This window comes from Paenibacillus alvei DSM 29 (assembly GCF_000293805.1).
In the GTDB taxonomy this organism is placed as follows: domain Bacteria; phylum Bacillota; class Bacilli; order Paenibacillales; family Paenibacillaceae; genus Paenibacillus_B; species Paenibacillus_B alvei.
Genome location: NZ_AMBZ01000001.1, coordinates 711,963 through 736,360, shown reverse-complemented (window position 1 = coordinate 736,360; position 24,398 = coordinate 711,963). Strand labels below are relative to the sequence as shown.

Sequence of the window (24,398 nt, the reverse complement as noted above, 5' to 3'; positions counted from 1 at the left end):
TTTGTGCTGCTTGTCTTCACGACTTCTTTTTTGTAATCATAAACTCTTTGCTCGAATTATTTCTACGCGAATAGGACGCAGCCGAGTCATATATTTAACAACCCTAATATGATATGAATGTACTAGCGGAAGGAGGCTATTTCAATGGGTGAATTTGAACATCGCCGTCATCATCATCATTTTACTTCTACAGCCGTTATACTGGTTCTGTTTATTTTGTTGGTTATCGTAGCTTGTAGTTGCTTTATTTAATTGATTTGAAGGATCTGAATCAGCAATGCTCGTCATTGGCGCAGCCCATGAATATCAAATTTATATCTGAACGCTTAACACTGCCTAATTAATTTCAGTATAGGACATAGCTGAGTCAGAATGAAGGTAACTCCTATATTATGTATATGTGCTAACTAACGAAGGGAGGCTAACTCATATGGGTGAAGTTGTTGGAGGTTGTGGATTTCGAGGTTTCACCTCTCTTGGTGTAATCTTGGTCTTGTTCATCTTGTTGGTTATCGTTTCTCGTGCATTTGTTTTTTAGCATTTAATCGATTCATTTCATAGCCCTGTATCTTTACATTGCGTTTATGTTTGATCTACTAGTGTCGAATCGGAACGCCGGTAAGCAAAAAGGGCCGTTGAGGGGGGCGCCCCACGGCTCCGTGGACTGGAGATTCAAATCCCTCCAGCATTAATGTAATGTCTGATAACGGTGCGGTTTCCGAGCAATCGGAGATCGCGCTTTTTCTATAACATGACTCATTTTTTAAGAGGCGTAAATACACCGTTGTGATACGTTCCAATCTCGTAGTTGTTTACGGAGATCGTGTGCGTAAGATCATTCCAATCTGGTGCGACGGCCTCCATGCTGTACTTATCCAAACACCATGCATAGTGCTCCTCGGCTGCTTCCATGAATGTGGTTATAACAGTGCTTAATTCCTTGTTTGATATAGAGAATTTACCGGATCCTGAATATTTATTTGCAAAGTCAGGCTGATTACGAACATCTATGGTCGCACCGCTCGTTCCTTTTCGATAGGCTATATCATCAAAGTAGATTTTATCCAATATCAAATGCTCGGATGCAACAGACTCCTCCATGTCGTGCTGGATATTTGCATACAAGAGATTGTTCTGCAACTGATTGATTGTAAAGCCTTGTTTGCTGCTGGTTCTTTTTAGTTCCTCATAGTCTTCTTGCAACTTAGAGAGGGATTGCTGCAGTTTCTCTGCTGTATCATTCGCCTTCTTACTATGTGCCAAAGTAAAAATAGACAAGCCGATCGCACAGCATGCTGCAAAGATAGAGATGATGACGATGCCGGTAGAGAGTGACTTTCTTCCGGTATTAGGCGTTTCCTTACCTAGTATCCATTCATGATCCATATGTATCTCTCCTAAATAATAAATTCACATGAAGTAAACACCTTGAAAGCACGAAATCATTGTATCATTTTCCTTTTGGGCCGGAGCCTACTAAAAGTGAAATTTTAACCAAAACAAGCATTTCCCTCAGGCGATTGCCAGAGCCAAGATTCTAGCATTGTACATATTCTTTACTATAGAAGATTTTTGCGACGGCTCGTTGAACTAGGGGAATTGACGAACATGATATTCATAAACGGCAAAAATCCAAGCAGCGTTCAACGGATTTGAACGCTTTTTGGTGATAGATCAGCTTTCACAGCACGCTTGGCAGGTCTTCTATGTGTACACTATGCAGAAGCGAGCTGATGAACGATGAGCATCGTCATTCAACAAAGGTTGCTTCCAGACGGAAGCCCGAACAAGCCGAACAAGCCCATGGCTCCGCAATGGATTACGATCCACAACACGGACAACTTGAGCGGCACAGCCGAATCGCACGCGAGATATATACTAGATGGAAGCGGTGGGAGACAAGCATCTTGGCATTATACCGTGGATGATAAGGATATCTACCAGCATTTGCGTGAGAACGAACAGGGATGGCATGCGGGAGATGGAAATGGACCAGGCAACTTAACAAGCCTTGGCATTGAAGTATGTATGTATACGGGCATGAACAAAGACGTGGCATGGAATAACGCTGCGTGGCTCGTGGCAAGTTTGCTTTTGCGCGACAAGCTAACCATCGATCAGGTCGTGCCGCACAAGAAATGGTCAGGCAAGCAGTGCCCTTCTGAGATTTTGCCATACTGGGATCAATTTATAAACCAGATCAAGGGACAAGTACAGCAGCTTCAAGCTCAAAATGGAATCAAAATTATTGTAAATGGTCATGAAGCAACGAAGGGGATTATGAAGGACAATGTTGTCTACGTGCCAATTCGTGATATTGCTTCTGCCCTGGGTCTCCCTTTTCGATGGGATAATACGAGCAAGGTCGCATATCTCAATGAAATTCCTCAGACTGCGAATATGATTATAAACGGCAGCGCCTACGTACCTGTGCGGGCAATCGCTGAATCGATAGGTGCGAAAGTGACTTGGAATGGAAATGATAGAAGCGTCAGCATCCAAGTGTAAGAAATAAGGGCATTCGTTGAAGCGGCAGATAGAAGTTGTAAGCAACTCGTATACCAAAGGTTGATTTACTGGGGTAAAGTGGTAAAGAGGCGGATTTCGCCTCTTTTTTCTTTCTATATAGTCTAATTAAAAAAGTAATCAATAAAATGAAAAATATAATCGGTAATTATAAATATTTTCCATCATTTTACTACCTGCGCAATGATTCTGGTGATACAATGTGTAGGAAAATATATCCTTCACAAAAAAATCGAAAATGAGAGAGGGGAATTATGTGGCACAAAAGAAGTGGATTTCATTCATGCTGCTTTTGGTACTAATGGGATCGCTGTTATCAGCGTGCGGAGGTTCCGGCAATACGGCGAATCCGCCTAAAGAAGAACCGAAAACTGCCGAACCAGCGAAAACGGAAGGATCGAAGGACAACAATACGGCACTGACGCCGAAGGATGGAGGCACGATCACATTAGGTACTTTCTCCGATATCGTGTCATCCAACCCGTTATTCACTAGTGACACTTCTTCTGGAGACGCTATCAACTTGATCTTTTCCAGCCTGTACGATCTTGATCGGCAAGCGAACGTAGTCGTTGAACCGTGGTCTCTGGCTGCTGAACCTCCTCAAATCAGCGAAGATTCGAAGACCTATACAGTCAAATTGAAGCCGGAAGCGAAATGGAGCGATGGCAAACCTGTAACCGCTGATGATTTGATTTTTACTATTAATACAGTTCGCAACCCAGAAGCAGGCTCCCCAGGAATTAGCCAATTCGAACATGTTGACACCGTCACCAAGATCGATGACCACACGGTTCAGATCAAGTTAAAACAAGTATTTGCCCCATTCCTCTACTCTCTTAGACTTCAGCCAGTGCCCTATCACATCCTGAAAGATGTTCCGATTACAGAATTGAAAAAGCATCCATACGGTTCCAAACCAGAGAAAACCGTAACAAACGGTCCATGGAAATGGACAGAATGGAAGCAAAAGCAATTTTTAAGCTTCGATGCAGACCCGAACTACTGGGGAGCGAAAAAACCTCACATCCAGAAAGTCATCTACAAAATCTACGCAGATCAAAATACAGAAGTGCAAGCTCTCATCAAGGGAGATATCGATTCTGTATCAGCGATTCCAGTCACCCAACTCGCAGCTGTGCAAGCTCGCGATAACCTCAAAGTCATATTAGCTCCAGGACCACAATACGAATACATGGGCTTCAACTTTAACAAAATGAACTTTGACAATAAAGAAAGCTTCTTTGCCGGACAGAAAACAAGACAGGCGATTGCTCACGCGCTTAACCGCCAAGGCATGGTTGACAATATTCTTAAGGGAACGGGCAAGCTGTTGAACTCGCCATTCCTGCCTGGATCATGGGCTGATCCGGCTGAAACGGCTGTTGTATATAACTATGATGTAGAATTGGCGAAAAAGCTGTTGGCTGAAGATGGCTGGAAAGCTGGCACTGACGGCATCTTGGAGAAGAACGGCAGCAAGTTCTCCTTTGAACTTCAATACAATACAGGTAACAGTCGCCGTGAGCAGGTTGCGGCTGTTATTCAACAAAACCTGAAAGATGTGGGCATTGAAGTGAAACCGAGAGGCATTGACTTCGCTGCTTGGCAGGAACAGAACATTAATCCGGGTAAATACCAAGCGGTCTTGGCGGCATGGTCGTTAAATGATCCAGATCCGAACGCGGAGAGCATCTTCTCCTCGAAATTCTTCCCGCCGAACCAAAACGCGGGCTGGTATAAAAACGAGAAAATTGATCAATTGTGGGTAAAAGGCTACTCTGTCGCTGATCAGAACGAGCGCAAGAAGGTATACGCAGAGATCGGTAAAGAAATCACAACGGATCTTCCTTATGTATTCATGTATCAATATGGTACACCACAGGGCTTGAACCCTCGGGTGAAATATGCGGAAGAGGACCGACCTGAACCTGGACTCGCATATGGATACATGTTCCGCATGATTAACTGGTGGGTAGAATAAGGCACCGAGCATATTTGAATATGCAAGATGAGGGGAAGGGGTACTTGCCCCTTCTCTCTTTTATGTATGAGAGTGCTTATATATCACACGATGATTTAGGAGGATTCCCATGACGGAGTATCTGATCCGCCGTATATTGCAGTCACTCTTGGTGCTATTTCTTATATCCATCGTAACCTTTGGACTTATCCACGCGGCACCGGGTGGACCAACGCAAATTTTTCTTTCGCCGGGACTGTCTCAGGAAGCAGGCAAAATTCAAGCGAAGAACCTCGGCTTAGACAAGCCGATTTATATTCAATATATTCGTTGGGTGGGCGGGTTGCTGAAGGGTGATTTAGGACATACCTTCAAGAATAACCTGCCGGTAAGTGAAATACTCTGGCCTACGGTGAAGAATACCGTTGTTCTGATGGGGGTTGCATGGCTGCTGGCCTTAATCATTGCGATCCCGTGGGGAATATACAATAGTACGGCTGAGTATGGGCTATCTGATCAGACTGCTTCATTAATTTCTTATATTGGGTTTGCGATGCCGACATTCTGGTTCGGTATTCTCTTGCAAAGCTTTTTCTCCATTAAGTTGGACTGGTTGCCCTTATCCGACATGTATACGATGGGGAAGGAAGGCGATATTCAGGATTTATTCATGCATTTGATCCTGCCTGTCACCGTTCTTACACTAGGATTCCTGGCCTCCTATGTGAAATATTCCCGATCCAGCATGCTTGAGGTACTAGGACAGGACTACATTCGAACCGCGAGAGCGAAGGGAATGAAGGAGAGAAGAGTCATTACCCGTCATGCTCTGCGGAATGCGCTTATCCCAATCATTACTATACTTGGTCTGGATTTGCCGATACTCATAGCGGGAGCAGCCATTACAGAAAGTGTGTTTAACTGGCCGGGAATGGGGCGGCTGTTCGTCGATATGGCCGTGTCACGGGAATACTCGGTGCTTATGGCGATTACCTTAATTACAACGGTTATCGTTGTCCTTGGCAACTTGATTGCAGACATTTTGTACGCGATTGTTGATCCGCGTGTACAAATAGGCAAAGGGGGCGCATCAGCATGAGTGTAACGAGTTTGGAGGATGCTCAGCTCGAGCCTGGACGCGGCAAGACGAGAGAGATTGACCCTAAGTCGGAGAAGCCGACAAGTATGACCTTAATGGCATGGAAGAAATTTATGAGCAATCCATTTGCAGTGGCTGGAGCCATCGTTCTATTGTTCTTTGTCGCCATTGCTGTATTTGCCAAATATATTGCCCCATATGACCCAGCCGCGATCGATATGTTGAAGTCAAGTTTGCCAGCGGGCAGTCCTGGTCATCCACTTGGAACGGATGAATTGGGACGAGACATCTTGTCACGGCTTATTTACAGCAGCCAAGTATCGTTATCGGTGGGCTTCTCTGTTGCCTTTATCTCTGTTGTAATTGGAACCATTATCGGCTCGATTTCTGGATACTTTGGTAGCTGGATCGATACGATTTTTATGAGACTCGTTGACGTTATGAACTCTATTCCAACCTTGTTCCTGAATATTTTGGTACTGGCTATCTTTGGCGCAAAGTTCAGCTATATGATCATGATTTTAAGCTTTACGAGTTGGATGGGCTCGGCAAGGCTTGTGAGAGGGACATTCCTTCAGTTGCGGGAAATGCAATATGTAGAAGCTGCCAAGGCGATCGGTGTGTCCAGTTGGGGGATTATCGGCAGGCATTTGCTTCGCAATGCGACGGCTCCTATTATCGTAAACGCTACCTTAATGGTAGGCGGAGCGATACTTGCTGAATCAGGCTTATCTTACCTCGGTTTAGGGGTACAGCTTCCTGATACGAGCTGGGGCTTGATGCTGAGCAATGCGCAGCAATTTATGCTGGTTGATCCAACGCAAGCGCTTTATCCAGGAGCATGCATTTTTATCGTGGTGCTGGCGGTCAATTTTATTGGAGACGGAATCCGTGATGCGTTTGACCCACGCAAGAAAGAGAAAATTCCACGTAGGAGGATGCGGCAATGGCGCGAAAACTTCTTGAAGTCCGAAATCTGACGACAGGCTTTGTGACAGAGCAGGGCATTGCGAAGGCAACAGATCGAATATCCCTTAGCGTGGAAAAGGGCAAGACACTTTGTATCGTAGGTGAATCCGGAAGCGGTAAAAGTGTCGCCTCTCTTTCAATTATGCGATTAATTGATTACGCAGGAGGAACCATTTTCGAAGGCAGCATTCATTTTAATGGCGAAGATCTGTCAGCCAAATCGCAAAAGGAAATGATTAACGTTCGCGGGGAAAAGATTTCGATGATCTTTCAGGATCCGATGTCGGCGCTTAACCCGGTATTTACGATCGGAGATCAAATCGCGGAAAGCTTGCAGCTTCATCAGAAGATAGGCAAGAAGGAAGCTTGGGCGCGGGCGATTGACATGCTGCGTATGGTTGGAATCCCGGATCCAGATATGCGTTCCATGCAGTATCCGCACGAGATGTCAGGCGGTATGCGGCAGCGGGTTGTAATCGCGATGGCGCTCATATGCAAACCAGAGCTGCTCATTGCGGATGAGCCGACGACAGCGTTGGATGTAACGGTGCAGGCACAAATTTTGGATTTGCTGCAGCGCCTTCAACAGGAGCTCGGCATGGCGATCGTGCTCATTACCCATGACATGGGTGTTGCCGCGGAAATTGCTGACCGCATCGCGGTTATGTATGCCGGTAAAATTGTAGAGGAAGGAAGCGTAGAAGAAATATTTGACCATCCTTCTCATCCTTATACAATTGGTCTCTTGCAGTCGATTCCAGGCTTGGAAGGAGCAAGAGGCGAGGAATTATACACGATTCCAGGGACAATTCCGGGAATTAACAACCTGCCTTCGGGATGCCGCTTCAATCCACGCTGTTCGAAGGTGGAGGACAAATGCCGACAGCACGAACCTGCGTTAGGAGAAATCCGGAGCAATCATCAGGTGGCATGTTGGTTGTACCACAGCGATAATGACGGACAATCCGAGGTGAAGCGAGCATGATGGATCAATCATTAATTGAAGTTCGCAACCTGAAGAAGTATTTCCCGATCAAGACAGGTCTCTTCAACCGAGTAGTCGGCCACGTTAAGGCTGTAGATGATGTAACCTTCACTATTAACAAAGGGGAGACGTTTGGTCTTGTTGGGGAATCGGGTTGCGGCAAATCAACACTTGGCAGAGCCATTCTCCAATTGCAGAAGCCAACAAGCGGAGCTGTATTTTTTGACGGAAAGCAAATACAGAATATGAATACGAAGCAGCTGCGTCGGCTGCGGCAGGATATGCAAATTATATTTCAGGATCCTTTCGGATCCTTGAATCCACGCATTCATATCCAGAACATCATAGGAGAACCGCTGCGCGTACATCATAAGGCATCTTCTAAAGAGATTAATAGGCGTGTAGTCGAATTGATGGAACTGGTTGGATTGGATCCAGCTAGACGTAACCGCTATCCGCACGAGTTTTCTGGCGGTCAGCGTCAGCGGATAGGCATCGCCCGGGCGATTGCGCTTAATCCGAGCTTTATCGTAGCGGATGAAGCCGTATCTGCACTAGATGTGTCGGTTCAGTCTCAAGTGCTGAATTTGCTCATGAAGCTGCAAAAGGAGCTTGGCCTTACTTTCCTCTTTATTGCACATGGTCTGAATGTGGTACGGCATATTTCAGATCGAGTCGGCGTCATGTATTTAGGAAAATTGGTTGAGGTAGCCCGCACAGAGGAACTGTTTGCAAGCCCTAAGCATCCTTATACCGCAGCGCTGCTATCAGCGATTCCTAGACCGAACCCGCACCATAAGAAGGAAAGAATCGTACTTCAGGGGGATGTGCCTTCTCCGGCGTTCCCGCCTTCGGGCTGCCGCTTCCATCCGCGGTGTGCATTTGCGCAAGAGAAGTGCAAGCTTGTATCACCAGAGTTAGAGAATATTGGCTCTGATCGGCAAGTAGCCTGCCATTTTCCGTTGGAGGCAGATCCAACTTCTATTGCGGCTCAATAGAAAAACTCAGAACTTAATCGAGTTAAAGTATCGAATATTGAAATACGAGAAAGTGCTGATGGGGTTATTGTGAATAATGCTTCTTTCTTGCTGCGTTACGAGAACTTATTTCTCTGCAGCAGGAAAGGGGCATTATTTTATTAGGGAAGGTGCGGTTGTTAGGGAAAATACAGTTCACACAGTAGGCACTATGGTCGTATCGTGACCCGTGTATGAATAGGAACCAATGCAGCGAGTTGCAGAACATCTTCATTGTACATGCGTATGCAGCCGTGAGATACGAGATGGCCGATAGAAGCAGGATCATTCGTGCCATGAATGCCATAATGGGGTTTCGACAGCCCCATCCAGAAGGCGCCGAACGGCCCTCCAGGGTTCGGGGCTTTGTTAATGATGGTATATTCCCCTGTGGGGGTTTGTGTGAGCATTTTGCCGATACCAACAGGATATTCTCGGACAACGGTGTCGCCATCCAGCAAGTACAGCCTGCGTGCAGTCAGATCGACAATAATTCGATATTGCGGCATATCGCCCAACTCCTCTTGATCAGCATATGCAGATGCGGAGATAGGGGTTCATATTGTAAGTAAAGCTCTGAAGACGCAACGTGTATGTAGAAAGAATGATAATACAGTGATTCGTTTATAAAATCTTGATTAATAGGGAGTATAGTTAATGGAGATCATACTTATTAGTGATCATGATTTATATTGAATATGATTAATATCGATCTCTATTTAATATGGCTCCTATTTAATGAGGATCATAATTAACAGGAGTAATTTCTGAAGAGGAATAGAGATAACTCGTACAGAAATGCAATCTTGTACTGCAAGGAAGAGGGAGAGCAGAAGCATGGAACGGTCAGAAATCAATATATTGCTTGTAGATGATGAGGAAGAAATGACGGTGTTCGTGCGTGATTCACTGGAGGATGCCGGATACACGGTACGCACGGCACATCATGCCGAGCAAGCTCAGCAGCTTATTACGAAACAGATGCCGGATATGATTGTACTTGATGTGATGATGCCGGGTACGGATGGGGTGGAATGGTGCAGGCAGGTTAGAGATATTGTCACTTGTCCTATTCTATTTGTTAGTGCGAGAGTAAGTGAGGCGGATCGGATATACGGGTTGGCAGCAGGCGGCGATGATTATATGATCAAGCCATTCAGCATGCGTGAGTTGAAGGCTCGCATCGAAGCGCATCTGAGAAGGGAACGCCGTCATTTGCAGAGGCAGGATCATCATGAGGGGATACTTACATATGGTGTGTTTATAGTCGATGCAAAGGGTAGGGAGCTTCGCTGCGAAGGGAAGCGATTGCCGCTAACGAACCGTGAATTTGCAATTGTGGAGCTGCTTGCATTCCATCCGGGACAAGTATTTTCTCGCGAGCATATTTATGAGCAAATATGGGGCATAGAAGCTCTTGGAGACGATACAACTGTAACTGAGCATGTGAAAAACATTCGAGCGAAGATGGCAGCAGCCCATGCACAGTCCCGCTGGGTCGAAACCGTATGGGGCATCGGCTATAAATGGAAGGTGCAGGAATGAGGATGCACTCCTTTAAGCGTCAGTTTATTACTTACTTTGTATGGGTAATTGGAGCGAGTCTGGTATTTACAATTGTCGTGTGGGGAGGCTTCATATGGCTTCAATCCTATGATAGCGGCACATTCAGGCCGGCCAATTACTACGAAAAGAAAATTCCGTCCATACGTAAGTTAGTAGAAACAGAAGGAGATCGCTTACTGAATAAGGGGAATCAGGCGCGCCTCGAACAACTGATAGATGAGAAGGGCATGCGCTACGCGGTTGTTGATCGTAAAGGGAAGTATGTGTATGGGTCGCTGACCGACCCGAAAGTACGCGGTGGGCGGGAGCTGATTCAGCTTCTCAAGGCAAGTGGAATGACAGGTATGGGACATGCCCGCAACGTATTGCCGATCATAAATCAAGAGGAGGAATTGCAAGGTGCGGTCATCCTCAACTATATACTGTCTGCTGGTGTCACTGAGAAATCCAAGCTAAGACCCTATTTTGGATTCCTAGTTATAGGAGTTCTATTTGTGCCCTTTCTTTTTGTTATTTTATTTTCTTGGTTGTTCGGCAAAAGATTTGGCCGTGAGCTGAGCCGCCCGATTGAAGAGTTAATTGAAGGCACCAGGCGGGTACAGCAGCGGGATCTAGACTTTAGCTTCTCTTATGAAGGCACCTCTGAAATGGCACAACTTATGAAGGCTTTCGACGAGATGAGGCGTGAACTCTATTTGTCATTGCAGCGCGAGTGGAAGATGGAGCAGCGGCGGCGCGAGATGGTTGCTGCACTGGCTCATGATCTGCGTACTCCGCTTGCGATCGTGCAAGGTCATGTAGAAGGATTGCTGGATGGCGGGATGAATCGCCCTGATCGTCTGGAGCGATATTTGTCTACGATCGATAAGAATACGAAGCGGGCTGTCCGTCTCGTGCAGGAAATGAATCTGGTATCAGAAATGGAGTCTCCACAGTTCAGCTTGAATTGTAAGCCAATTGATATTAATCGCTTCATGGAGGAGACTGCACAGGATATGCACCGAATGTGCGCGGAGCAGCAGATTGAATTCTGCTGTCGTCCACCTGCAGATCGGCAGGCGGAGGGAACGCTGCTCCTCGACGGGGATCGATTGAGACAGCTTATGGACAACCTGCTTGCGAACAGCCTTCGCTTCACTCCAGCGGGAGGCGCAATTATCTGGGAGGCAGAATGGAGAGCACGTGAACTGCAGATGTCGATTACGGATACGGGAACGGGATTCCCGGCACATATGCTGGACTCCATATTTGACAAGTTCGTTCAAGGAGACGCCTCGCGCTCGCAATATCAAGGGCATTCAGGACTAGGGCTGTATATGGCCAAGCTGATTATGGTCAAGCATGGCGGGCGAATACGAGCAGAGCACGTGCCAGGCGGGGGAGCGCGTATTGTGTTTAGCTTCCCTACGAAATGACAGCTACAGAGAAGTAGCAGCAGAATGCAACAAGTTTGGCGAATAATCTATGTCATTTTGTGCAAATCTGCTTTATATATTATACTAGTCCATGATTTCAGAAATAGAGAGGAGCAACCTCATGTCATCCATTCGTATAGGTATTGTAGGTTACGGTAACTTAGGTAAGGGCGTAGAGAAGTCGATCCGCCAAAATTCAGATATGGAACTTGTAGGTATTTTCACTCGTCGCAGCCCAGAATCCATTCAAGCAGAGGTTCCTGTCATCTCGCTCAACGATGCGGAATCTTACAAAGATAGAGTAGATGTTATGATCTTGTGCGGAGGTTCTGCAACAGATCTTCCAGAGCAAGGTCCTGAACTTGCACGCATGTTCAACACCGTAGACAGCTTTGATACGCACGCGCGTATCCCAGAATATTTTGCATCTGTAGATGAAGCTGCACAAGCGAACGGACATGTAGCTGTCATTTCGACAGGCTGGGATCCAGGTGTATTCTCCTTGAACCGTCTGTTGTTCGAATCCGTGCTTCCAGAAGGCAATGAATATACATTTTGGGGACGTGGCGTGAGCCAAGGACACTCCGATGCGATCCGCCGTGTAGAGGGCGTTAAGAACGGTGTGCAGTACACAATTCCTTCCGAGGAAGCTGTAACGAGGGTACGCCAAGGGGAAAACCCTGAATTGTCCACTCGCGAGAAGCACCTTCGTGAATGCTTTGTTGTAGCAGAAGAAGGCGCTGATAAAGCTCGCATCGAGCAAGAAATCAAATCTATGCCGAACTACTTCGCAGATTACGATACAATCGTGAACTTCATCAGTGAAGAAGAGTTGAAGGCGAACCATTCTGCAATGCCGCATGGCGGTCTCGTATTCCGCAGCGGCGTAACAGGTGAAGGCACGTCACAAATTATGGAGTTCGGCTTGAATCTGGGCAGCAACCCTGAGTTCACAGCTAGCGTGCTCGTTGCTTATGCACGTGCCGTATCTCGTCTGGCAAAACGCGGTGAATCCGGTGCTCGCACTGTATTCGACATTCCATTCGGCTTGTTGTCTCCGAAGTCTCCAGAGCAGCTCCGCAAGGAATTGCTGTAATATATAGGATAGGAATCTACAAAAAACAGCAGTCCCAGCATGAACATGCGGACTGCTGTTTTTATATTCTTTCGTCTCTATGAAATTCAGTCGTCCTTGTCAATTCAAGACGTAATCACTATATTCTTGTAATTCAGACTCTGTCGTGTTGCCCATCAACGTATAATGGATCTTCTGCCCGAATAGAGAATGCGTCGCTTGGAACATCTCATACGAGCAAGTAATATGTTTCAACTTCGGCAGCGTCGCCAATATATCATAGCAGCCATCTTCCGCCTTTTCTAATTTCAACGACACGAGCTTCTTCATATTTGCTAAGAAATCAATGTTCCTGACCGTTCCCTCTATCTCCAACTGCTTCATATTTTTGAGGCGAGAGAGCACTTCATACGCAGACTCAGGGATATGGGAGAGGGACAATTCCTGCAATTTTTTGCACTGAGAGAGTGGTTCCAGCGAATCCAGCTGCAAGCCTTCCAGCCCTATCTTCTTAAGAACTGGGAACTGGGACAGTGATTGAATATCCGATACGCCAGACTTATACAAGCTGAGCTCCTGCAATGCAGGAAGCGATGCCAATGGCGAAATGTCCGTAATCGACGGCATTTGCGCTAGACTAAGCTTTTTTAAATCTACCAAAGTCATAATCGGGCTGATGTCTTGGATCGATTGGCGAAGCAGGCACAATTCTCTGATGTTTTTGAATGTAGAGAGGGGCGACAGGTCAGTAATTTCCTCGTCGCATACAAAAAAGAAACGTACAGCCTTGATTTGTGTGAAGGAGCTTGGTTCTTTGCCGAGGACGCGCATGATTTCCTGTTTCCATTGTGCATCCAAGTGACTCCACCAGTTAGTAAAATCTGCTTCATTCGTACCGTCAGAGGGAAGTAGAAGCTCCTTCAATTCATCGAACAAATGGCCTGTTTTCCATAGAACGTGCTGATTCTCTTGATCGTAACCGCAGCGCCCTGCCTGGAACTGCTCAAGGATAAAGGAATAAAAGGATTCCAGCGAATCGGCAATGACGACCATTTCTTGTTCATCACGGCCACAGCTAATAATCTGTCCCTTTGTGCCTTTTGGGCCAGGTGCAAGATCAAGCTCGATGAAATTGCCAGAACCATCGGCAGCAAACGGAATCCAGCCGGGATTCCAAGTGACCTCTTGGATATGATCCTTCTGGTACGAGATCGTGTCAAACTCATAATCGGCGGCAATCTCTAGTTGAAGACGGATTTCATATTCAATATTTTGCAGGGTCAACCAGTAGAACCCTAGCATCAACAGATGCTCGCCAGGCCGTTCGCCGTTATGCATGCTATATAATTGCTTGAAATTATCGGGCAGCACGTATCCTGTAATGCTTTCAATAGGCTTGAAATCTTCTGCTCCCGCGCCATCGGCCATTGTTTGGCGTGGTACCAATTGGGTAAAGTCCCGCACAAATTGTTCCGTATCGATCGCTCGTTCCTCCGTTTCATTACATATCGAACCAACATGATTTCAATTCTAGAACACGCTTATTTATCCGTTGCTATCCAATATTGAGAAATGAATTCGTCGCGTCCTGATTTGGCGCGATCTTCCTTATAATGCTCCGGATCCTTGCGATAGTAGTCTTGATGATAGTCTTCTGCAGGATAGAAGGGGGCAGCATCACGTATTGGCGTCACGATAGGCTTGTCGAAGCGCCCGCTTTCCGCAAGAGCCAACTTGGATGCTTCAGCTAGTTGGCGCTGCTCCTCACTATGCACAAAGATAGCTGTTGTATACGATTCACCGCGATCCTGGAATTGGCCGCCCTCATCGGTTGGATCGATTTGTGCCCAGTACAGCTCCAGCATTGTATGATAGGAGATGATGTCCGGATCGTATGTGATTTGTACCGCCTCCAGATGCCCGCTCGTTTGTGATTTGACCTGCTCATACGTCGGATTCGGAATATGTCCTCCTGTATAGCCAGATATGACGCGATGTACGCCATCCCACTGGTCAAATGGCTTCACCATACACCAGAAGCATCCACCAGCGAAGGTGGCAATTTCCGTCCTATTATTTTGTGCTTTCGACTCCCCGAATGTAGATTGATCAGCAGGCGTTGTCATCATAGTTGCCCTCCCGGTTCTAGTTATTAGATTATGTGATTGTCTTTTTGAAGTCTGCTATAAGAAGAAAAATGAATATGGAGCATTGGATGATTTGAAATCATAGACCGATGCGTGTAGAGCATAACCACGCGAACGCCGTTATGTTTCAGTATATATCGATGGAACACTAGCTTTATGTTTCAGTGTACCGCGAGACGATTCACCTGCCAAGGAGGAACGAGCACATGAATATTTATTTAGCTGAATGTGGAGATATGGCAGTTGAATGAAGAGGGGATTCGAATATACAGCATATCAGAATGTGAATGGGCATATGAACATTCCCATATACTATGCATAGCCAGTCTGGGAGAGGAGTGGAATAGGAGATCAGTACGAACTATTTCTCAGGGCTGGACGAGCTTCATTATGCGAAATGAACTATATAGCTTGGGCTGGAATGAGGCCATACAACAAAGAGCGCAGCTGCTGTTCAGGGAACAGGGCTGCGCTCTCGTTGCATCGACTTATGTACAACCTCGTTTACATCCAGCCGATTTGGTTTAAGAAATAGCGTTACGAACGTTCCACGATCGTGTTGTATGTTGTACGGTCTGTATGCTTCACCAATTGAACAAGAAGTTCCTTGGCTGCATCAATATCGTCAGTATGAACGATGGATGCTGGTGTATGGATATAGCGTCCGCATACGCCAATTACGGTAGAAGGCACGCCTTTATTGCTTAAATGCACTTGGCCTGCATCTGTTCCGCCTGGGGAGACAAAATATTGATAAGGGATGCGATACGTATCCGCAATATCTTGGATAAACTCTACTAGGCCGCGATGCGTAATCATCGTTGGATCGAGAATGCGAAGCAATGCGCCCTTGCCGAGATGGCCGAAGGAATTCACATCTCCAGTCATATCATTCGCAGCACTGCAGTCCAGCGCGTAGAAGATATCCGGCTGAATCAAGTTGGCAGATGTGCGCGCACCGCGAAGACCAACCTCCTCCTGAACAGTTGCACCGCAGAACAAGGTGTTCGGCAGCTTGAATTGCTCACGATGAAGCTCCTTCATTAATTCAATAGCAAGGCCGACGCCATAACGGTTGTCCCATGCTTTAGCCATAATTTTTTAGGATTAAGCAGTGGAGTGAACTTGCAAACCGGAACGATTTGCTGACCTGGGCGAACGCCTGCCTGTTCAGCCTCTTCGCGGCTGTCTGCACCGATGTCGATGTACATATGCTTCACATCTACAGGCTTGTTCGCTGTAGCTTCATCAAGCAGATGCTTCGGAATAGAGCCTACAACGCCTGGAAGCGGGCCGTTAGGAGTAATAACCTCAACCTGCTGGGCTAGGACGACTTGTCCCCACCATCCGCCGAGCGGTTGAAACTTCAACATACCGTTCGGTGTAATTTGCGTAATCATGAAGCCGACTTCATCCAAATGTCCGGCTACCATGACGCGAGGGCCTTGCTCGTCGCCGCGCATAACGCCAAAGACACTGCCTAGCGCATCGTGCACGAATTCATCTGTATATTTGGATAATTCGGTTTTTACCAAGGCACGCAGTTCCCGTTCGAAGCCGGGAGCGGAAGGGAATTCCGTCAGCGTGCGGAATAGTTCTAACGTTTCCTGTTGCATGGGGTTGCTCCTTTCATCAGTAAAGCATGTTCATCATTTAAGTATGAACCGATTTGATCCAGGATGCAAGCGTGCAACAAGAGGTCATAGCTCATATTGATCTATGAAATGGAAAGCAAAAATGTACATTTTCAATCATTGTTTCATGATGTTGCACTAGGGGACGCATGAAGCTTTAGAGTAAGGAGGAACTGGATTGGATCATCATTCGTTAACATCATTAGTTATTGTCCTAGTTGTTGCCTTCCTGACGCCAATCGTCCTGCATCGGCTTAGACTGGCGATTATTCCTGTCGTCGTCGCGGAAATTGTTGTCGGGCTTATTATCGGGAAGAGCGGTCTTGACATCATTCAGCCGGATCAATGGCTGTCTATGCTATCCACACTCGGGCTTATTTTTCTAATGTTCTTGAGCGGCTTAGAGATCGATTTCGCAGCATTTGTAGGGAACAAAAAGCGTGAGGTGCTTGAGAGCGGAAAAACAGCGCCGCATCCGCTAGGGACATCGTTCATCATATTTGCGCTGCTGTTCGTATTGTCATTGGGACTGTCCTATTTATTCGTGTCAGCCGGATTCATTGATAATGCCTTCTTGATGACGTTGATTATTTCGACTATATCCCTTGGCGTCGTCGTGCCAACCTTGAAGGATGTTCATATTATGAAGACCAATATTGGGCAAATAATTCTCCTTGTTGCCGTTATTGCCGACTTGGTCACGATGGTTTTGCTCGCGGTTTTTGCAGCGATTTACGGAGAGGAAGGAACGAATTCCTGGCTGCTTCTTTTGTTGTTTGCGGTGGGCGTGCTGTTCTTCTTTGTCGGCAAACGGTTCAAAAACCGCTCGTTCCTTGCAGCGTTGTCTACAGGAACAGTGCAGATTGGCATTCGTGCCGTCTTCACCTTAATGATGGTGCTTGTAGCATTGTCGGAAACACTTGGCGCTGAAAATATTTTAGGAGCTTTCCTAGCAGGGGTACTAGTTTCCCTGTTGTCGCCGAACCATGATTTGGTGCAAAAGCTGGATTCCTTTGGTTATGGCTTCTTTATTCCGATCTTCTTCGTTATGGTTGGAGCGGAAATGGATCTTCTCGGCTTGTTCGGCGATACGTCGATCTACATTTTAATTCCGCTGCTGTTCTTGGCGCTGTTGTTGTCCAAGGTATTGCCATCGCTCGTCCTGAAACGCTGGTATGATATGCGAACAACTCTTGCAGCCGGGTTCCTGCTGACATCCACGCTGTCGCTTGTTATTGCAGCGGCGAAGATCGGCGAGCGGCTTGAAATCATCGATGCTCGCATGTCGGGAGCGCTTATCCTTGTCGCAGTAATTGCGAGTATCATCTCACCCATTGGCTTCAAGAAGATCTTCCCGGGCGTAAAGCAGGTGGAGACACGGAAGAAGATTGCTTTTGTCGGAGCCAACCAGATGACGATGCTGGCCATGCGGGATCTGAACGAGAACCTGTATGAAGCAGCCATGTATCGCACGGCAGAGGATACCGATGAAGAAATGAATGGTCATTCGTCTTCCTTGCAGGCTGTTGCAAATATTCCGGATTATTCTCCGCATACGCTGGAGAGATCCGGAGTTTTGGATGCGGATCTTATCGTCTTTGCGACCGGCGAGGAGCGTCGCAATGCCGAGCTGGCGGTATGGGCACAGGCTGCAGGAGTTGAACGTGTTATCGCGGCAGTAGCATCACCGCAATTGGAACAGTCGCTGCGCAATCGCGATATCGACGTATTTTCTGCATTGTTCTCCGCGAAGACGCTGCTTCAGGCATTAATTGAATCGCCAAGTGTCATTCGGATCCTGACGAATCAGGAGACATCACTGTATCAGATCAATTTGAACAACCGCAAGTATAACGGCATGCGGATTCGTTCGTTCCCATTCACGGGAGATGTTATTTTTGTTCGCTTATTCCGGGAGCAGGATTCGATCGTTCCGCACGGGGATACAGCGCTTCGACTTGGAGATCGCTTGATTGTCACGGGCTCAGTCGAGTATGTGGAAGAATTGAAGAGGGAATTGGAGCTTAGTATGTAGCGAAAGCAGCCGCTATGAATAACAGCAGTTCCAGGAAGTGATAGCCGGCTTCTGGAACTGCTGTTTGTTTATTCCCCATCCCTATAAACAACGCCGTCCCAAGAAAAAATCATGGGGACGGCGTGACAGATGTCTGTAGCCATAATTTATGGATGATGATTACGATTGTGCTTCAATAAATGCGTCTATGCGTGACATGACGTCCTCGGATACACGCTGCAAGCGATCCGCAGCATCTGTGCTGGACGAGCCCTTTACTGCAAAGTACATCTTAATCTTCGGCTCTGTTCCGGATGGACGGAGACAGAACCAGCTACCGTCTTCTAAGTGGAACTTGAGTACATTTTCCTTCGGCAGGTCGTACAGACCTTGTGCGAAGTCTTCAGTCAGCGTAATGCTGGCACCGCCGGCAGTAGTAGGCGTTTCTTCGCGCCAATTGTTCATAATGCCTTGAATGATGGCCACACCTTCCACTCCCTTTAAGGTGCGTGTTTGTAAGCCTTCCAGATAGTAGCCGTGCTGGGCATACAGCTCTTGAAGCACTCCGTAGAGTGTTTTTCCCTGTGCTTTGTAATAAGCGCCAGCTTCACAGATGAGCATAGCGGCAATGACTGCATCTTTATCGCGCGCATAATTGCCTGCCAGGTAACCGTAGCTTTCTTCGTAGCCGAAGATGAAGGCATGCTCGCCTGTGCGGTCGAATTCGGTCATTTTCTCGCCAATGTATTTGAATCCCGTAAGCGTGTTGAACACTGTCATGCCGAAGGACTTAGCGATAGCTGCGCCAAGCTCGCTGGTGACGATCGTTTTAATAACCGCTCCGTTTGCTGGCAAGGTGCCCTTGGATTTCATCGCATCCAGCAAATAATGTACCATAATGGCACCAGACTGGTTGCCTGTCAGTACAACATATTCGCCTGCCGCATCCTTCACGACTGCGCCCATGCGATCTGCATCTGGATCCGTACCCATAATAATGTCAGCATCCCAAGCTTTTGCTTGTTCGATTGCGATGCTGAAGGCTTCGCGCTCTTCTGGGTTCGGCGATTTCACCGTAGGGAAGCTGCCGTCTGGAAGCTCCTGCTCTGCCACGACGCGAACCTGCTGGAATCCAATGCGATCCAGAACGGCGCGTACCGGCTTGTTACCTGTACCGTGCAGCGGTGTATACAGCACACGGAATGAATCGCTGGATGCCCGAATGATGTCTTCATTCTGGCTGACGGAAGCTACAGCGCTTATGTATGCTTCATCCATCTCTTGGCCGAGCCATACGAGCAAACCTTGTGCTTCGGCTTCCTCGCGGCTAAGCTTCTGAATATTGGCGAATGATTCGATGCCGCGAATTTCAGCAATGACGCGTGAAGCTGTATGCGGAGTGATTTGACCGCCATCATTGCCGTACACTTTATATCCGTTATATTCCGGAGGGTTGTGGCTTGCTGTGACTACGATGCCGGCGCTTGCCTTCAAATTCCGCACGGCAAAGGACAGCTCAGGGGTAGGGCGTAGACTCTCAAATACATACGCCTTAACGCCATTGCCGGCCAGAACCAATGCTGCCTCAAGCGCAAATTCCGGAGAAAAATGGCGCGAGTCGTAGGCAATTGCCACGGAAGGAGCGTCTTCCTCTGCCTTCAAAAATTGCGCAAGACCTTGAGTCGCCTTGCCTACTGTATATACGTTCATGCGGTTGCTTCCTGCGCCGATGACGCCGCGCAAGCCGCCTGTACCAAACTCCAAGTCTTTATAGAAACGGTCAGTAATTTCTCGTTCGTTGCCAGCAATCTGCTGCAATTCCGCTTTTGTCGCCTCATCGATGTGCGCATCGTTCAACCACACATCGTAAGCCTGCTGTGCACGCAGTGCAGTGTCCATTCGTTACATCCTCCTCTAACTCATTTACCTGATGGTTACTTACCCTATTGTACTGGATAATGAAGCCTCCTGCATGTGTAAAAATCATATATTCCTGTTCCTTCCTGTATGTGTATGATCAGTTGAACAATGGAACCAATATATGATTTACCAAGCGACTTGATGCTTTTGTATCGGCACCTAAGCCTTGCGGCAGATGACAACCATCGATGAGGAAGAGGATTGAAGCGGCTCCGCAGACCAGCTTCCGTGCACATGAAGCAGTTCAAATCCGTTAAGCTCGAGCAATCTCGACAACTCCTGCGGATAAGTGTATCGAAGATCGATGGTTGTTGTGCGTTCCCGCACGAGACGATCCTGCTCCCGAAAACGGCGAATCGTTGTATAGTGCTGTATTTGCGCCAATGGATCGTAAGCAGCGATCGTATATACATCGCAATGAAGCTGTGAATCCAACTGTATGGTGCGCCAATATTCTTCCACTTGCGGCTGAAGCAGTTCGTCCGCAGTAGGGAAGCGCATGTCAAATATGAAGATTCCGGTATCTGCAAGTTGGTTGTGAACCGATTGAAGCAAACGATTTTGAAGCTCGTTCGTTAAGAAGTGTTGAAATGAATTGCCTACCATATAGGCAAGTGGTGCTTTGCATTGCAGATTTAATGTCGTCAGATTCTGATGAATCCATTGAATATCAAATGCTGGCGAAACTTTCGCACGAGCTTGTTCAAGCATCCCTTCGTGAAGATCTACACCGATCACTGAGTATCCTGCTTCAGCGACAGGCAGCGTCAGTCTTCCTGTTCCACAGGCTAGATCAAGAACTGCACCGGATTCTTGTTTTTGAAGCCATGAGAGAAGCAGGGGGAGTTCTGGACAGCCCTGATTTTCCCTATCATATAATGAAGGATTTTCATATTCAGATAAATCCCATTCCGTGAAGCTCATAATATCCTCCTTAATATACAAAATATAATTATAAATATGGTTGGATTGTAAATCGCTGTTAGCAGGTGTGTCAAATGAATGTGGAGCTGTTCGCATAAACACGATTGCTGCGAGTGGCGGCACCTATAGGAGCAGATATGATGCAGCGTACGATACTTGTCGTAGAGAATGAGTCGCTATTGCGGAAATTATTGAAGAATCATTTCGAGAATGAGGGACATCGTGTGTGGGAATCATCAGACGGGAAAGAAGGTCTGGAGCTGTTCCAAGCACATGCCATTGATTTAGTCGTAATCGATGTGAAGCTGCCTGGGCTGAACGGCTGGGATTTATGCAGACATATTCGAAAAATATCTGATGTACCCATCATTTTGCTGATTGCTCGGGAGGACGAACAGGACGCGCTGCTTGGATTTGAGTTAGGGGCTGATGATTATGTTACGAAGCCATACAGCCCTCCGCTATTGATGGCTAGAGCGAAACGGCTGCTGAACAGCAGGCCACGGCAAATGGTATCACCAGTTCAGGAGCAAACGGCGCAAGGATCGGAAGATGTAATATCCTGTTGCGGCATTTATGTTCATCTCCCTTCACGAATGGTCATGGTGGATGGGGAACGTGTTTATTTAACCTATACAGAATTCGAGATCTTACTGCACTTAATGCAGAATCAAGGAATCGTCGTCACAAGAGAACAGTTAATTGTGAAAATATGGGGATATGAGTATGTGGGCCACGATCGGACGATAAATACGCATATGGGCAATATTCGCCAAAAGCTAGGCGATAAGGGCAAGCTAATTACGACTGTTGTACGAATTGGATATAAATTCGAATGTCCGACTTCGAGTTGAACAAGAGGAAGCAATAACAAGGAAAGCGCAAAATCAGCCATTTTCTCCAAGAAAGTGGCTCTTTGCATTGGCTTCGCCTTTATCTCATCTTGATATGAAGCTAGTAAACTAGCTTCATTACTAGATTGAATGAAGGGAAGAGGAATGCAATAGATGAAAAAATAGCCACAATAGGTTTATCGGTGCTCCTGTCTGTGGGGCTCTCCGTTTATGTGTATATGCAGTATGACTATGGGGCAACTGAGGTGCATGCCATGATGAAGGCGCCAGAAGGCCCAAAAAATTTGAAGGGAAAAACGATTGTAATTGATCCGGGGCATGGTGGAATAGATTCGGGTTCCTTGGGAAGCCAAGGCACGCTGGAGAAGAAGATGACCCTGCAGACGGCCAAGGCGATACAACAGGAGCTCCAGCGTCGGACAAAAGCACAAGTTGTGCTAACGCGTGAACAGGATGACACGGTATCTTTGCAGGAACGAGTTGCCATAGCTGAACGGAAATCAGCAGATCTCTATGTGAGTATCCATTATGATGCATTCGATACGGCTGAGGCTGAAGGAATGACGACCTATTATTATCAAGATAATAATCAGAAGCTTGCCAATACGATACATGCTAATCTTGAGCAGCAGAACATGGAAATGAGAGATAGAGGCGTCCAATTTGGGGATTATTATGTGCTGCGGAGAAATCCGAGACCGTCTGTATTGCTTGAGCTCGGGTACATTTCCAATCCTAATGACGAACAGCGAATGAAGTCGCAGGACTTCCAGAAGCAAGCAGCCGAAGCGGTCGTCAATGGTATCATTGATTATTTGGAAACATGAAAGAAGTAATTAGCTTCCACAAAAAAGAGATGCGCGATTATCGCGCATCTCTTTTTTTTATATATAGGAAGGGGGTGCAAGAAAGAGAAAATATTCAGGGATAAAATGTTATTAAGGCAAATCAATAACCATGACATGTGTCCCAGGCTTGAATTGGAGCGTTAGAGAACCAGCATTTTCAATACGGGCTGCATCACGGCGGTTCAGCATTTCACCATCCTCAAAGCCGACTTCACCTTCCATTACGAATATATAGAGGGAGCGGTTTGGGCGTTGTTCAATCGTCACTTCCTCACCGTCTTGGAAGTGACCCAAGTACATCGTCATATCTTGATGAATATGGGCTGTGCCAAGCTCCTTCGCATGATTGGATGCGACTGGAAGCAGGCGGTTCTGGATGGATTCCAATCCATACGTATGCGTTTCATATGATGGTGTGATGCCAAGACGTTCCGGCATGAACCACAATTGCAGCAGCTCAAGCGGCTCAGAGCTGGACGCATTAGCTTCGCCGTGGTAAATACCTGTTCCAGCGCTCATGCGCTGAATTTGGCCTGGGACGATAATCTCGCGATTGCCAGTGCTGTCCTGATGTTCCAACTCACCCTTCAATACGACCGTAACAATCTCCATGTTTTTATGGGGGTGAAGGTCAAATCCAGTTCCAGGTGCAATATGGTCGTCATTCAACACACGCAGTGAGCTGAAGTGCATATTGTCTGGATCATAGTAATCAGCGAAGGAGAAACTGAAGGATGTCTTCAGCCAGCCATGATCATTGTGATAACGATCGCCAGCGCGTTGAATGGAACGTTTCATTGTTGAATTCATTGTATAGTCCTCCTGTTATGATTCGTATGTTATGATCGTCGTGCCATTGCATTTCGTAAGTGTATACGTCGTTAATAAGTTCGAATGATCGAATTCTTGAAAAAAGGGTTACATCAATGCATCTAGAGAAAAAGCTCCTGCACCAATTAAAGCTACTCCAATTGCGGCAGCAATCAGCATTACGTTGTATTCAATACCATTCGAGGTTACCCAGTATCCGTTCGCGCCATGCACCTTCACAATGGCGACAAGCATCGTACCGACAATGAAAGCTGCGCCTAGCCAAGTCAGGAATCCGAGACCGAACAACAAGCCTCCAGCAAGCTCAGTCAATCCAGCCATAAGTGCCATAAGTGGCCCAGGCCGCATACCGATAGACTCGAACCATCCTCCTGTCCCTTTAATACCGTAACCGCCAAACCAACCGAACAGCTTCTGTGCTCCGTGTCCCATCATCGTCAATCCAATAACGAGACGAATTAATAATAATCCGTAATCTGCCAACATGTAATATTCCTCCTAATAGGTATGAAGTAAACTACTTTTAAAATAAAATGCGTAATATGAGAGTCTTGAATTCGAGATATATGGCCAAAGGGATACCCTTCTCTACTGAAAAGGGCTACTTTAAAG

At 46.8% G+C, this 24,398-nt stretch carries 22 protein-coding genes and 1 pseudogene; 14 read left to right on the top strand and 9 right to left on the bottom strand.

What is annotated here, in order from left to right; all coding sequences use genetic code 11:
- Positions 1 to 144 precede the first annotated feature (144 nt).
- Both PAV_RS34435 and PAV_RS35810 read left to right on the top strand, forming a co-directional pair.
- The gene (locus PAV_RS34435) at positions 145 to 252 is read left to right on the top strand and encodes a YjcZ family sporulation protein (RefSeq protein ID WP_005543537.1); all 108 of its coding nucleotides are present in this window, start codon (positions 145 to 147) and stop codon (positions 250 to 252) included.
- 178 nt (positions 253 to 430) lie between these two features.
- Positions 431 to 538, top strand: a complete 108-nt coding sequence (locus PAV_RS35810) for a hypothetical protein (RefSeq protein ID WP_005543536.1) — start codon at positions 431 to 433, stop codon at positions 536 to 538.
- 218 nt (positions 539 to 756) lie between these two features.
- On the opposite strand, the gene PAV_RS03385 is transcribed toward PAV_RS35810, so the two are convergent.
- The gene (locus PAV_RS03385; RefSeq protein WP_005543535.1) at positions 757 to 1,386 is read right to left on the bottom strand and encodes a hypothetical protein; all 630 of its coding nucleotides are present in this window, start codon (positions 1,384 to 1,386) and stop codon (positions 757 to 759) included.
- 354 nt (positions 1,387 to 1,740) lie between these two features.
- Between PAV_RS03385 and PAV_RS03380 the strand changes: the two genes are divergently transcribed.
- From PAV_RS03380 to PAV_RS03355, 6 genes are all read left to right on the top strand, one after another.
- Positions 1,741 to 2,508: an N-acetylmuramoyl-L-alanine amidase gene (locus tag PAV_RS03380; protein ID WP_005543534.1), complete on the top strand. Its 768-nt coding sequence runs from the start codon at positions 1,741 to 1,743 to the stop codon at positions 2,506 to 2,508.
- A 301-nt stretch (positions 2,509 to 2,809) separates the two neighbouring features.
- Entirely contained in the window at positions 2,810 to 4,510 is a 1,701-nt protein-coding gene (locus PAV_RS03375; protein ID WP_193372980.1) for a peptide-binding protein, read from the top strand.
- A 109-nt stretch (positions 4,511 to 4,619) separates the two neighbouring features.
- Positions 4,620 to 5,588 (top strand): ABC transporter permease, encoded by a 969-nt coding sequence (locus PAV_RS03370; protein ID WP_005543532.1) that lies wholly within the window; start codon positions 4,620 to 4,622, stop codon positions 5,586 to 5,588.
- Positions 5,585 to 6,568, top strand: coding sequence for an ABC transporter permease (locus PAV_RS03365; protein ID WP_005543531.1), 984 nt, complete (start codon positions 5,585 to 5,587; stop codon positions 6,566 to 6,568). Before PAV_RS03370 ends, PAV_RS03365 begins: the two co-directional genes overlap by 4 nt.
- The gene (locus PAV_RS03360) at positions 6,535 to 7,542 is read left to right on the top strand and encodes an ABC transporter ATP-binding protein (protein WP_005543530.1); all 1,008 of its coding nucleotides are present in this window, start codon (positions 6,535 to 6,537) and stop codon (positions 7,540 to 7,542) included. The genes PAV_RS03365 and PAV_RS03360 overlap by 34 nt, the downstream gene beginning before the upstream one ends.
- Positions 7,539 to 8,540 carry an ABC transporter ATP-binding protein gene (locus tag PAV_RS03355; RefSeq protein WP_005543529.1) on the top strand — a complete coding sequence of 334 codons (1,002 nt, stop codon included), beginning with the start codon at positions 7,539 to 7,541 and terminating at the stop codon, positions 8,538 to 8,540. Before PAV_RS03360 ends, PAV_RS03355 begins: the two co-directional genes overlap by 4 nt.
- Before the next feature lie 188 nt (positions 8,541 to 8,728).
- Here the strand turns inward: PAV_RS03355 and PAV_RS03350 are convergent, their stop codons facing one another.
- On the bottom strand, positions 8,729 to 9,067 hold the full coding sequence (locus PAV_RS03350; RefSeq protein ID WP_005543528.1) for a L,D-transpeptidase: 339 nt from the start codon (positions 9,065 to 9,067) through the stop codon (positions 8,729 to 8,731).
- A gap of 328 nt (positions 9,068 to 9,395) precedes the next feature.
- On the opposite strand from PAV_RS03350, the gene PAV_RS03345 reads away from it, so the two are divergent.
- The 3 genes from PAV_RS03345 to PAV_RS03335 all read left to right on the top strand — a co-directional run bounded on the left by PAV_RS03345 (position 9,396) and on the right by PAV_RS03335 (position 12,635).
- On the top strand, positions 9,396 to 10,103 hold the full coding sequence (locus tag PAV_RS03345; protein WP_005543527.1) for a response regulator transcription factor: 708 nt from the start codon (positions 9,396 to 9,398) through the stop codon (positions 10,101 to 10,103).
- Positions 10,100 to 11,539 carry a sensor histidine kinase gene (locus tag PAV_RS03340; protein ID WP_040734911.1) on the top strand — a complete coding sequence of 480 codons (1,440 nt, stop codon included), beginning with the start codon at positions 10,100 to 10,102 and terminating at the stop codon, positions 11,537 to 11,539. Before PAV_RS03345 ends, PAV_RS03340 begins: the two co-directional genes overlap by 4 nt.
- Before the next feature lie 121 nt (positions 11,540 to 11,660).
- Entirely contained in the window at positions 11,661 to 12,635 is a 975-nt protein-coding gene (locus PAV_RS03335; protein WP_005543524.1) for a diaminopimelate dehydrogenase, read from the top strand.
- Positions 12,636 to 12,734: 99 nt separating this feature from the next.
- Here PAV_RS03335 and PAV_RS03330 read toward each other — a convergent pair whose 3' ends face one another.
- The 3 genes and pseudogenes from PAV_RS03330 to PAV_RS03315 form a co-directional block, all read right to left on the bottom strand.
- A complete protein-coding gene (locus tag PAV_RS03330; protein WP_157266561.1) occupies positions 12,735 to 14,060 on the bottom strand; it encodes an SMI1/KNR4 family protein in 1,326 nt (441 codons plus the stop codon).
- Positions 14,061 to 14,155: 95 nt separating this feature from the next.
- Positions 14,156 to 14,740, bottom strand: a complete 585-nt coding sequence (gene msrA, locus PAV_RS03325) for a peptide-methionine (S)-S-oxide reductase MsrA (RefSeq protein ID WP_051135073.1) — start codon at positions 14,738 to 14,740, stop codon at positions 14,156 to 14,158.
- 558 nt (positions 14,741 to 15,298) lie between these two features.
- Positions 15,299 to 16,377 (bottom strand): annotated as a pseudogene (locus PAV_RS03315) (M42 family metallopeptidase).
- 196 nt (positions 16,378 to 16,573) lie between these two features.
- Here PAV_RS03315 and PAV_RS03310 point away from each other — a divergent pair.
- Positions 16,574 to 18,430: a cation:proton antiporter domain-containing protein gene (locus tag PAV_RS03310; protein WP_005543519.1), complete on the top strand. Its 1,857-nt coding sequence runs from the start codon at positions 16,574 to 16,576 to the stop codon at positions 18,428 to 18,430.
- A gap of 159 nt (positions 18,431 to 18,589) precedes the next feature.
- Here PAV_RS03310 and PAV_RS03305 read toward each other — a convergent pair whose 3' ends face one another.
- The gene (locus tag PAV_RS03305; RefSeq protein ID WP_005543518.1) at positions 18,590 to 20,308 is read right to left on the bottom strand and encodes a phospho-sugar mutase; all 1,719 of its coding nucleotides are present in this window, start codon (positions 20,306 to 20,308) and stop codon (positions 18,590 to 18,592) included.
- Between the two features lie 180 nt (positions 20,309 to 20,488).
- A complete protein-coding gene (locus tag PAV_RS03300) occupies positions 20,489 to 21,253 on the bottom strand; it encodes a class I SAM-dependent DNA methyltransferase (protein WP_005543517.1) in 765 nt (254 codons plus the stop codon).
- 140 nt (positions 21,254 to 21,393) lie between these two features.
- On the opposite strand from PAV_RS03300, the gene PAV_RS03295 reads away from it, so the two are divergent.
- Both PAV_RS03295 and PAV_RS03290 read left to right on the top strand, forming a co-directional pair.
- A complete protein-coding gene (locus tag PAV_RS03295) occupies positions 21,394 to 22,107 on the top strand; it encodes a response regulator transcription factor (protein ID WP_040734906.1) in 714 nt (237 codons plus the stop codon).
- 194 nt (positions 22,108 to 22,301) lie between these two features.
- A complete protein-coding gene (locus PAV_RS03290) occupies positions 22,302 to 22,934 on the top strand; it encodes an N-acetylmuramoyl-L-alanine amidase family protein (protein ID WP_238555730.1) in 633 nt (210 codons plus the stop codon).
- A gap of 111 nt (positions 22,935 to 23,045) precedes the next feature.
- Here the strand turns inward: PAV_RS03290 and PAV_RS03285 are convergent, their stop codons facing one another.
- Both PAV_RS03285 and PAV_RS03280 read right to left on the bottom strand, forming a co-directional pair.
- On the bottom strand, positions 23,046 to 23,765 hold the full coding sequence (locus PAV_RS03285; RefSeq protein ID WP_005543513.1) for a pirin family protein: 720 nt from the start codon (positions 23,763 to 23,765) through the stop codon (positions 23,046 to 23,048).
- A 108-nt stretch (positions 23,766 to 23,873) separates the two neighbouring features.
- Positions 23,874 to 24,272 carry a DoxX family protein gene (locus PAV_RS03280; RefSeq protein WP_005543512.1) on the bottom strand — a complete coding sequence of 133 codons (399 nt, stop codon included), beginning with the start codon at positions 24,270 to 24,272 and terminating at the stop codon, positions 23,874 to 23,876.
- Positions 24,273 to 24,398: the final 126 nt, after the last annotated feature.